A 10,847-nucleotide genomic window follows, 5' to 3' on the forward strand; every position below is an offset into this window, starting at 1 on the left:
GGCGCAAACCCCGATCCCGCTCTTCCTTGCGCACCCAGCTACGCAGCGTCTCGCCCGAGCAGCCCAGCTTCGCTGCGATCGAGGCGATCACTTTCCATTGCGATTCGTGGTCGCCCTGATGTTCCAGTACCATTCGCACAGCCCGCTCACGAACTTCCGGCGAGTACCTTGGGGACTTCTTCTTGGTGTTTTCCATAGCTCCATTTTCTCAAGAAGTGGAGCCTCCGGAAATCCCGGGGCGGTTCAGTTGCCAGCCATATGTGAGTACCGCTGGGCGAGCAATCATGCTGGCATCAGCCTGCCGAGCACGAGTCGCAACTGCGCTGGATCGACGCATACCGGGCTTGCGATAAACTGGCGAGCCGTCGCAGTCGAACCCACCCAGATCGCGATCCACCGGGAACTTCGCCAACCACATCTGGTGGTTGACCACGCGCACGGCCCGATCAACGCTCTCAGCGGCAAGCAACTGCTCAAGCGACCGCCGCCCCGTTGACTGTTCAAGCTCGCCCTGTTCCAGCAGTTTACTCGAGGCAGCGGCTATGCCTTGCATACGTAGCTCCTGAGTTCTGCGATCACATCACGCATGGCCAGCGGCTCGCCGTCCATCACCCAGTGAGAGCTTCCAGTCTTCTCGCCCAGTTCAAATGCCATGTGCAGGCGGCCACCTAGCGTCGTATTCTCCCTCGGAGGGATGTGTCAGACGCGTCCATTTGCGTGCTCCTCAGAGAAGATGAGTGTGCGAATCCTCCTTTACACCAGTCGGGCTTACTGCCGCTGCCTTCTCTAATTGCATCGAGTTAATTCATCGAGATTTGCAACTTCGAGCAGGGGCTTTTAGAGGATAGATGCGAATCGGACGACGGAGCGCGGTCATACCTGGGTGCTGTGGAAAACTAGGTTCTGTTCACATTTTCATCAGCGGTCCAAAGGCACAGGCAAGCGAAGCGAAGGCGAGATAGTTCCCTGCGAGTTTGTCGTAGCGAGTGGCGACACGACGAAAATGTTTGATACGACTGAAAAAGCGTTCGACGATGTTCCGGGTCCGATACAGCACACGGCTATAGCGACGCTTGGTCTTGCGGTTCGAACGCGGCGGGATTACGGCCTTCGCACGCGTAGTGCGGATACTCTCCACAAAGGCGTTCGAGTCGTAGCCCTTGTCAGCGATGACCGCACCGGTGCGCAAATGCTCAACCAGTTCATTCGCGCACGAAATATCGGAAACTTGTCCCTCGGTGGCAATCAACCGCAGGGGGCGTCCGGCGTCATCGACGGCCAGGTGCAACTTGGTGGTCAGTCCACCTCGCGAGCGACCGAGCGCTTGCGGACCGTTTTTTTTGAGCTCCGGACGAATGCTGGTGTGCGCGCACGATGGTCGAATCGATCAACACATGCTTGATCTCGGTTTCGTCGGCCACGGCGAGGATCACGCGTTCCCACACACCCTTGCGACGCCACCTGGAGAAACGCATGTACACCGTATGCCATCGGCCGAACGCCTTCGGCAAATCGCGCCACGGGCAGCCGGTCCGGCCGATCCAGAGGACAGCTTCGACAAACCAACGATTGTCGGTCGCCGTTCGCCCTGGATCGCCTTCTTTGCCCGGCAAGACGGATTCGATTCGGGCCCATACTTCATCGCTCAATAACGTTCGAATCATCTTGGCCCGCTCGCGCAAAAGACAAGATGTAAACACATTTCATCGAATGTAAACAGCCCTTAGTCAAAAAGTCGTGCGGACCGCACTCTGCCGAGCGGCCGCGCACGATGGCCCACGTCGAGGGGCTGGGCAAACCAAGCCTAGGCAACAACCATTCTGCCATCAGCGAACAATGTCATAACTGTAATCAGTCTTCGCAATATCGACCGTACTCGCGTCGAGCTTTTCGAAGAATTCGTCCAGTAGTGCTAATAGAACGCGCAATCCTCCCTCATACCCCCACGTCGGAAAACGGTGATAGTGATGCCGGTCAAAAATAGGAAACACGAGTCGCACTAGCGGTGTCCCCGTATCACGCTCCAGGTACTTCCCATGAGTGTTGCCGATCAGGAAATCGACTGGTTCGGTAAATAGCAGCGAGCGCAGATGCCAGAGATCGCGCTTCGGATGGGCGTTGCATCCCGCACCGTACGGCGACGCGTCCAACAACGCCTTGACCTTCTCTGCCCAGCCGTCGTTACCGTTTGTCGACACAACATGCACCGGCTCTGCACCGAGCTCGAGCAGGAATTGCGTGTAACCTAGCATCTGATCGGGATCGCCGTAGAGTGCATAGCGTTTGCCATGGAGAATAGCCTGACTGTCCGCGATTGCATCAACGAGTTGCCCCCGCTCCCTTTCCAGTTCAGGTGGAATCGGTTGGCCCGTGACACGTGATATCTCCATGAGGAAATGGTCGGTACCAGCAACGCCGACTGGCGAATTAAGCACAATTACCTCTTGGCCATGTTCAGCGATAAACTTCGCCGTCTTTTCGCAGCAATACCCCTGGAAAATGAACGTTGCTTTCGCATTCAGTGCACGTTCAACTTCTTCCTTCGTGGTCCCACCATCGTACATGCGGAATTCGCCATCCGTCGGTGTATTCCATGTGTCGGAAGGATCGCAGATGATGTTGACGCTCACGCCGAACAGATCGAAGATACGTCGAACCTCCTTGATGTTGCCCACCACGAAACCGTCAAAGCCACCGATAAAGTTTACGCTCTCGTCCTGCACACGTATGAGTGGTGTTGCGGTACCGGCCTTGCCGTCCCAGAAGTGTTTGAGAATGCCCAGTAGAGCATTGTCGTAACCCGTCACGTGACTGCCGACAAACGCGGGCGTATGAGCGAACGGCACATCGTAGCCTTGCGGAACGCTCCCCTTCTGCTTACTATTCTTGATGAATGCATCGAGGTCGTCACCGATGACCTCTGCCATACAGGTCGTCGATACGGCGATCATCTCGGGCTTATAAAGGTTGTATGCATTCGCCAGACCGTCGATCATATTATTGAGGCCCCCGAAGACCGCCGCGTCTTCGGTCATTGACGAACTCACGCACGACGTCGGCTCCTTGAAGTGCCGCGAAAAGTGTGAGCGATAATAGGCCACGCAGCCCTGAGAGCCGTGCACGAACGGCAGTGTTTTATGAAAGCCGTTTGCCACGAATACCGCCCCAAGAGGCTGGCACGCCTTCGCTGGATTGATGGTTAGCGAGTCGCGCGCGAAGTTTTTCTGCTTGTAGTCTTCAGTCTTTGTCCATTCTGCAACCTCCCTCACTGCCTCATCAGAATGGTTGAACTCAAAATTTTGCTTCTTGTTGCGCAAAAGCGCCTGATATTCCGGCTCGCGAAAGAGCAGCTCGTGATCGAGAATGTTGTCGCTTGATTGGGGCATGACTCGCTCCTGAATCGATTTCCTGAAGAGCCTTCCGGCGACACGGCCGTATCGCCAACGGCCCGCCTAGCTCACGCTGCTTTTTTCCACGGCGCCTTGGAAAGAGTCCAGACAGGACTCGAAATTGCCATGTCCATGTCGCGCGCAAAGATCGCGAATCCGTCGTAGCCGTGGTACGGTCCTGAATAATCCCAACTGTGCATCTGGCGGAACGGAACACCCATCTTCTGAAAGACGTACTTTTCCTTGATTCCTGAACCGACGAGGTCCGGCCGCATGCGTTCGACGAATTGCTCGAATTCGTATCCGGTCACGTCGTCGTAAATTAGCGTGCCGTCGTGAATGTGATGTGTAGTGCGCTGATAGTCATCGTTGTGGGCAAACTCGTAGCCGGTGCCGACGACTTCCATGCCGAGGTCTTCGTATGCCCCGATGACGTGGCGCGGGCGAAGGCCGCCTACAAAGAGCATCACTTTTTTACCCTCGAGGCGTGGTTTATATCTCGCGATCACCGCATCCATCAGCGGGCGGTATTTGGCGATCACCTTCTCGGCATTGGTCTTGATCGTGTCGTCAAATCGGCTCGCGATCTCTCTCAGGCTCCGTTCAATCATGGTAGGACCGAAAAAGTTGTATTCCAGCCAAGGAACACCATACTTCTCTTCCATATGCCGGCTGATGTAATTCATCGACCGGTAGCAGTGGAGCAGGTTAAGCTTTGAGCGCGGCGTATTCTCCAGTTCAGCGAGCGTACCATCGCCCGACCACTGCGCAATAACGCGCAAACCCATCTCCTCAAGGAGAATGCGGCTTGACCACGCGTCGCCAGCGATATTGTAGTCACCGATGATCGCAACGTCGTACGGAGTTGACTCGAGCGCGGAATGTTTATTCGGATCGACCCGGTCGAACACGCAATCGCGAATCGCATCGTTCGCGAGATGATGCCCAAGCGACTGCGATACGCCGCGAAATCCCTCGCAGCGTACGGGTACGATTGTGTGCCCGCCATACTGGGCGCTCTTCTTCTTCGAGACCGCCTCGATGTCATCGCCGATTAGACCGATCGGGCATTCGGTTTGAACCGATATGCCTCGGTTGAGCGGAAACAGCTCCTGAATCTCATCGACGATTTTGTCGAGTTTCTTGTCGCCACCGAACACGATGTCCTTCTCCTGAAAGTCAGAAGTGAACTGCATCGTGACAAACGTATCGACTCCGGTTGTTCCGACATAATAATTGCGGCGCGAACCCCACGAATACTGGCCGCAGCCGACCGGTCCGTGACTGACGTGAATCATGTCCTTGATCGGTCCCCAGACCACGCCCTTCGAACCGGCATATGCGCAGCCGCGAATCGTCATCACACCAGGCAGCGACTTTATGTTGGACTTCACCCCACAGTCTGGCCTGCCCTGCTCGAAAGTGCCCAAATGCTTGGCCCGTCGCTTGGCCATCTTTTCGGGGTAAGCTCGCAGCACTTCATCAATGAGAGCCTTGTTAGCCGCCTTACGTTGTTCAACCGTTTCGGTCATTGCATATCCATAAGTGGAGAAATATGATTGCCGGAATCGGTTGCCGTACGCCGCACGGCAACCGTCATCCCCGCAGCCGTCAGGCGGTCGGTTCAGCCGCTGTCTTGCCAACTTTCGACTCATCGACCTGCACTATGATTCCTTTTTCCATCAGGAGATCTTCGAGTTGGTCCATCGTGATCGGCGTTGGGATCACGCCATTGCCGGCGTTGTTATGCACCTTCTCTGCAAGCGCGCGATACTGGGCGGCCTGTGCACTCTCTGGCGCGTACTCGATCACCGTCATGCGGCGTAGCTCCGCATGCTGCACGATGTTGTCGCGCGGCACGAAGTGGATCAGACGTGTGCCGAGCATCGCTGCGAGCGATTCCGCAAGCTCGAGTTCCTTGTCGGTCTTGCGCTCGTTGCAAATGAGGCCGCCCAAACGCACACCACCGCTGTTGGCATACTTGAGAATCCCTTTTGAGATATTGTTTGCAGCGTACATAGCCATCATCTCACCTGACATCACGATATAAATCTCCTGTGCCTTGTTCTCGCGAATTGGCATTGCAAAGCCTCCGCACACCACGTCGCCCAGCACATCGTATGAGACGTAGTCCACTCCGTCGTAGGCGCCATTCTCCTCCAGGAAATTAATCGATGTAATCACCCCGCGACCCGCGCAGCCGACACCTGGCTCAGGACCTCCCGACTCCACACAGCGTATGTCTTTGTAGCCAATCTTCATGACATCCTCGAGTTCGAGGTCCTCCACAGAGCCGGCCTCCGCCGCGAGAGAGAGAATTGTGTCCTGCGCCTTCGCATGCAGTATCAACCGTGTCGAGTCTGCCTTCGGATCGCAGCCGACAATGAGGATCTTTTGCCCGAGGTCGCTGAGCGCCGCGAGCGTGTTTTGCGACGTGGTCGATTTTCCAATCCCGCCCTTTCCGTAGAAAGCGATCTGCCGAAGTTGAGCCATCGTGGTACTCCATTGAGATAGAAGGATTAAACCAAGGTTGCCAATCAAGGCTGCAAAGCCGCGATCATGCGCTCAGCGTGCAGTGTCCATATGATCTTCTTCTGTGGAGTCACGCATCGGCCGGATGGTGTCCGCGCGAATCGCTGTAGAGCAGTTTCTATGCCAACGCTCCAGAGTCGTTGAAATGCATTGCAAATCGCGCTTTCAGCAAGCGTGCCGGCATGGCGCCTACCGACGTCCGCAGCGTCGGCTTCCTGACAAACCGTGCGTTGTTGTCGCAAACCAGATTTGATTCGGCCCGCCTCGGTCAATGGCAGTGGGCCACTAAGAGAGGGATTGGTGGTACGGAAGTTGCATACGAAACTCCGTGCTTCTTGACCAAATACGAACTGTCACTGCCATTTCACAAGCTATACAAACTTGAGAGGAAAACCTAATGAACTATATGACTATCGACAAGGAACTTGACCAGACTGTTTTCGCCCGCTTGCAGCTCGAGGGCCGTTTACTCAATGCAGTGTTCAAGGGCCCCACCAGTACGCCTCGGCGCATCGGTTTTCGCGGCGAACTCGCGCTGCGCTTCGGACCGCAACTCGCTGACGAAGCCCGCCCGCCTGAGCTGTCTTGCGAGCAGGTCACGGCAGTGGCCGACCTCGGCGACCCGCATCTCTTATTTTTCGCGGGGTGGCTATTGAGTTTCGAACATCTGAAAGACGTCGCCGAAGTGTTGGGAGACGCCCTCTCGCCAAACGGAAAGTACTTTCTGTTCTGCGACAACATCGATCTTTCGAGTCGCTATCAGGCGCACTATCAGGGCGCAGTATTCTATGTCCTGCCTATCGTGGAATCGACGGTCTACAACGAAACACTTGAACTCCTGTATCTCGATAAGGCAGAGCTGAAGAAAAAGGACACTGCGGGAAAACTCGATGCGGTCGCCGACGCAGGGTCGAAGTTCGACTTGTGTTTCGATCCCATCAGTTACGCGCAGGGACTCGAACTGATGGGTCCAGTCCGTGATCCTAACGAAAACAGACCGGTTTAAGTTGTGTTTCGCCACGGCGCCTCCTCATGAGGACGCCCCCATGCACACAAGCTATCACAACGCTCACGCAATCTAACTGGAGAATTTCCATGGCATTGCTAATCGATGCTGCCGCCCGTCGAAAAGGGAACGGTCAAAGCCTCCCGCACGCTGATGAAGGTCTGCAAACTCGTGCACGTTCGTCAGTCGCTAGATGGCTGTCGGCGCACGACTTTCCGGATGCCCATTCCTGCAGCGTTGACGGCATAACGCCGCTGATGCTCGCAGCGATGCATGGGGAATACCGTATCGTCGCCGCGTTGCTCGACGAAGGTGCACCCGTCCGTGCGCTCGACGACGACGGAAACGATGCGCTATGGTACGCATGTCTATACGGAACGCCCGAGCCGATTCTACTGTTGGTCAGTGCCGGTCTTAATGTGGATCATGCCAATGCGCACGACGTCACATGCCTGATGCAGGCAGCAGCCAGCGGCAGAGTCGACGTCATGTGGTTGCTAATATCCCTTGGTGCGAGTGACAGCTTGGTCGCGCCAGATGGGCGAACTGCTTTCGACATGGCCACGGATTTTGGACTACAGCTGCTGCTAACGGTAGACCGACTCAAAAACGCCATGCGCGAATCGTCGCGTTTCGCCAATGATGCTCCGTCGCACAACCTTGCGCATTGAGGAAAACGTCTCATGCCTCTTTACGACTATGTATGCCGCAACTGCAATTTACGGTTCGAGACACTCGTACGCGCCAATTCGTTGGCGTCCTGTCCGCGTTGCAGCGGTAATGCGCTGGATAAGGAGGTCAGCGCACCGTCCGCCCCTCCACGCAACAAGGCACTCATTACGGCAGCACGCCGCCAGGCCGCTCGTGAAGGGCATTTGAGCAATTATTCCGCGGCTGAGCGCGTACAATTATTGCATCGACCTTGAAGCGCTCCCAAGGAGCTGGCGCCTGCAATTCCATATCTGCCTTGCAAAAAAGCTAACTCCAAGGAAAATTATATGTCGACGCGGTCTATTTACCTCAGCATACAAGAATTCCCCGCTGTAAGTCCCGGCAACGACAAACAACTCGGTAGACTTGCAAACACAATTCAGTATGTGTCTTCTGTGTGTTTGGCCGGGATATTGACATGGACAATGCCCGCATACGCGCAGCGCGTGGATTCCCATATTGAATCATTTGACAGATTCATGGCTGACACGAGAGCTGCGGCCGCTCAGGATTTTATTGGTCGCTCTTGGCCCGAATCAGGGGCGTTTCTTGGGTCAGATCATCAACCCCCAATATCGCGTAAATACAAAATCAATGATCCGTCTGCTTTCGAAGGGATGCGCCAAGCGATTATTGAACGTTACAATGGAGTACACGTGTCAAAGAGTTTTCTTGCGAACGACCAAACCTATGACTGCGTTCCGGTGATGGAGCAACCTGTTGTCCGGAGATATCAAATAAGGCAAATCGCGACACCTCCACAGTTAGCGTCAGCGACAAACCTCAACCGTGACCTATCCAGCCGATCGATAGGGTCGTCTGAACAGTTGCAAAATGGTGTGAATATGGGAGGCTGTGGTACGGGCAGCGTCCCCTTGAATAGAGTCACATTGGAAGAGCTTAGTCGATTTACGACAGTAGCTGCATATCACAGAAAGGCGCCTCCACCGATGACTGGTAGTGATACCTGGTGGTATTCAATAATACAAACTTTGGGCGACCGTGATGAGAGAAGACGTCGACGAATTTGACGCGTATCTGAATCATCTAGCGCAGGCGTTGGGGCACGCCGATCGCCATGCCGGCCTCAAGGGTTACTGTTCGGGCCTGGCAATGCCGTTGTCACGCAAGAGCGTCGAGCCAATGGCTGCGCATATTGCTCCCCTTCACGCGAGCGCGAAACACCAGTCACTCCACCATTTTGTGGCCAAGGCAGAATGGTCTGACCGGGCGGTTCTGCATCGGGTGCGCGAATGGGTGATGCCCGCCTTGGGCCTGCACACTGCTGAAGAGGCTGGCTATTACTGGATTATTGACGACACATGCTTCCCGAAGAAAGGCAAGCATTCGGTCGGCGTAGCGCGGCAATATTGTGGGCAATTGGCCAAACAGGATAACTGCCGGATCGCCGTGAGCCTGTCGATCGCGACGCAACGCGGCAGCCTGCCGATTGCCTGGCAGCTGTATGTCCCCAAGGAATGGATTGACGACCGGGAACGAGCGCGTCGCGCGGGCATTCCTGACGATCTCACCTTCGAGACCAAGCCACAGATTGCGCTGGCCCAACTTCGAGAGGCTATAGCATCCGGCGTTGTGCCGGGCATTGTGCTCGCCGATGCCGGGTACGGCGACGAAACCGCTTTCCGTGAAAGCGTAATTGAACTGGGTTTGTTGTATGCGGTAGGGATCCGGCCGGGCACCTCTGTTTGGGCACCTGGTACTGCGCCGCTTCCACCCAAGCCCTGGAGCGGGCGCGGCAAGCCACCGGCATTGCTGCGCCGTGCGCCCGGCCACGAGCCGATTGTGGTGAAGGAGCTGGTCATGCAATTACCCGTGGACGTCTGGCAGACCGTAACCTGGCGGGAAGGCAGCAACACGGCACTTTCCTTACGCTTTGCCGCCGTGCGGGTTCGTCCCGCACATCGCGACACTTGGCGAAGTGCCGTTCGCGACGAAGAATGGCTGCTTATTGAATGGCCTGATGGCGATACGAAGTCGCTCAAATATTTTCTCACTACTGCACCCGAGGAGGCGACCCTCGAGCAGCTTGTGTTCGTGACCAAGATGCGCTGGCGCATCGAGCGCGACTATCAGGACCTGAAGCAGGAGTTCGGGCTCGGTCATTATGAAGGACGAGGCTGGCGTGGCTTTCACCATCACGCCACACTGAGTATCGCTGCGTATGGGTTTCTGATGGCTCAACGACTCAGAATGCAATCAGGTGGGACATGGTAAAAAAACTTCCTTGAACGCGCGCTGCCTGCCCTTCCCTCGGATTACATCCCCCGGGGCAGTCCAGCGCGCTCAGCGCCACGTTCCTGATTCCATTACTACATTGCGCATCCTGCTTGGACAAGGGCTCATGCAACGATGGCTTTCTTGCTGTACGACAGTAGTGACCGGACCAACTTCTATCCGTGCCGGCACGAGACCGGGCACCACATACCGCATGCGCAAGGCGCTGGAACCACCCCTTATGGACGCGCCCCATCTAGAACTACGGTTACCTGCGAAGGTAACCCGCTTACTGTCCGGGCGCGCCGAACCTTCAAACGCTGTTGCCGCTCGACGTTGGCTACTCAGGTCGCTGTCACCTTCTTGGCAGGGGGCTTGAGGGTTGCCCCGAGGGGAATCTCACCGAATTCCAGATAGCGCCATAGCGCGACCGCCAGACGTCTGGCAAGTGCCACAATGCCGATGCGTCGCATACGCTTGCCGCCGCCTGCAAAGCGCTCGTTGAACCAGTCGCTTAGCTGGCTGCTGCGCTGGAAGCGCAACCAGCTCCACGCCAGTTCCACCATCAGCCATCGGGCTCGCTTGTTGCCGATCTTGCTGATGCCCTGCTCAACTTCACTGGTGCCGCTGGCATAGGGCGTCGGGGCCAGGCCCAGGCAGCCGGCCACTTCACGGCGGTTGTGAAACTGCCGCCAACCGAACAGTTCCCTGATCAGGACCCATGAACTGCCGGTGCCGATACCCGCAAGGCGCGCGAGCCGCGCAATCGCGGGTTGCGCACCGCTGCGCACCTCGCGCTGCTGCTGTACCTCGAGCGCCCTGATCTGCCTGGCAGCGAGCAACAGCCGTTCGAATTCGCGTTCGATCTCGGCGCGCAGGGCTGGCAACAGCTGTGTGGTGTGCTGCGCCCACCAGAGCGCCCACGCGCGGCCACCGATTCGCTCGGGCCGCAGGTTGTGGAGCACCAGCAGCGA

8 protein-coding genes and 3 pseudogenes are annotated in these 10,847 nt (G+C 56.4%); 4 read left to right on the forward strand and 7 right to left on the reverse strand.

All coding sequences use genetic code 11. The annotated features are described in order from the left end of the window. The 6 genes and pseudogenes from M3I54_RS42250 to nifH all read right to left on the reverse strand — a co-directional run. On the reverse strand, positions 1-196 hold a 196-nt coding region (locus M3I54_RS42250), incomplete at its 3' end, for a transposase (RefSeq protein ID WP_254346201.1). A gap of 12 nt (positions 197-208) precedes the next feature. Next, positions 209-556 (reverse strand): annotated as a pseudogene (locus M3I54_RS42255) (ATP-binding protein); the annotation flags it as partial. Positions 557-907: 351 nt separating this feature from the next. After that, positions 908-1,664, reverse strand: a pseudogene (locus tag M3I54_RS42260) (IS5 family transposase). Between the two features lie 162 nt (positions 1,665-1,826). Beyond that, complete coding sequence (gene nifK / locus M3I54_RS42265) at positions 1,827-3,386, reverse strand: nitrogenase molybdenum-iron protein subunit beta (protein ID WP_254346204.1); 1,560 nt, start codon at positions 3,384-3,386, stop codon at positions 1,827-1,829. A gap of 71 nt (positions 3,387-3,457) precedes the next feature. Next, on the reverse strand, positions 3,458-4,921 hold the full coding sequence (gene nifD / locus M3I54_RS42270) for a nitrogenase molybdenum-iron protein alpha chain (protein WP_254346205.1): 1,464 nt from the start codon (positions 4,919-4,921) through the stop codon (positions 3,458-3,460). 79 nt (positions 4,922-5,000) lie between these two features. Beyond that, the gene (nifH, locus tag M3I54_RS42275) at positions 5,001-5,882 is read right to left on the reverse strand and encodes a nitrogenase iron protein (RefSeq protein ID WP_254346207.1); all 882 of its coding nucleotides are present in this window, start codon (positions 5,880-5,882) and stop codon (positions 5,001-5,003) included. Between the two features lie 436 nt (positions 5,883-6,318). On the opposite strand from nifH, the gene M3I54_RS42280 reads away from it, so the two are divergent. The 4 genes and pseudogenes from M3I54_RS42280 to M3I54_RS42295 all read left to right on the forward strand — a co-directional run bounded on the left by M3I54_RS42280 (position 6,319) and on the right by M3I54_RS42295 (position 9,960). Then, complete coding sequence (locus M3I54_RS42280) at positions 6,319-6,927, forward strand: hypothetical protein (protein WP_254346209.1); 609 nt, start codon at positions 6,319-6,321, stop codon at positions 6,925-6,927. Between the two features lie 89 nt (positions 6,928-7,016). After that, on the forward strand, positions 7,017-7,598 hold the full coding sequence (locus M3I54_RS42285; RefSeq protein ID WP_254316842.1) for an ankyrin repeat domain-containing protein: 582 nt from the start codon (positions 7,017-7,019) through the stop codon (positions 7,596-7,598). Positions 7,599-7,610: 12 nt separating this feature from the next. After that, positions 7,611-7,853 (forward strand): zinc ribbon domain-containing protein, encoded by a 243-nt coding sequence (locus M3I54_RS42290; protein WP_254316843.1) that lies wholly within the window; start codon positions 7,611-7,613, stop codon positions 7,851-7,853. 790 nt (positions 7,854-8,643) lie between these two features. Further along, a pseudogene (locus M3I54_RS42295) lies at positions 8,644-9,960 on the forward strand (IS701 family transposase). Between the two features lie 257 nt (positions 9,961-10,217). Here M3I54_RS42295 and M3I54_RS42300 read toward each other — a convergent pair. Beyond that, positions 10,218-10,847, reverse strand: a 630-nt coding sequence (locus M3I54_RS42300; RefSeq protein WP_254346211.1) for a transposase, incomplete at its 5' end; no start/stop codon positions are given.

This window comes from Paraburkholderia sp. CNPSo 3274 (assembly GCF_024206475.1).
In the GTDB taxonomy this organism is placed as follows: Bacteria; Pseudomonadota; Gammaproteobacteria; order Burkholderiales; family Burkholderiaceae; genus Paraburkholderia.

Bases quoted from the DNA above. Each gene is read 5' to 3' on its own strand.
- nifK (WP_254346204.1), bottom strand. From the start codon at position 3,386: ATGCCCCAATCAAGCGACAACATTCTCGATCACGAGCTGCTCTTTCGC.
- nifD (WP_254346205.1), bottom strand. From the start codon at position 4,921: ATGACCGAAACGGTTGAACAACGTAAGGCGGCTAACAAGGCTCTCATT.
- nifH (WP_254346207.1), bottom strand. From the start codon at position 5,882: ATGGCTCAACTTCGGCAGATCGCTTTCTACGGAAAGGGCGGGATTGGA.
- M3I54_RS42280 (WP_254346209.1), top strand. From the start codon at position 6,319: ATGAACTATATGACTATCGACAAGGAACTTGACCAGACTGTTTTCGCC.
- M3I54_RS42285 (WP_254316842.1), top strand. From the start codon at position 7,017: ATGGCATTGCTAATCGATGCTGCCGCCCGTCGAAAAGGGAACGGTCAA.
- M3I54_RS42290 (WP_254316843.1), top strand. From the start codon at position 7,611: ATGCCTCTTTACGACTATGTATGCCGCAACTGCAATTTACGGTTCGAG.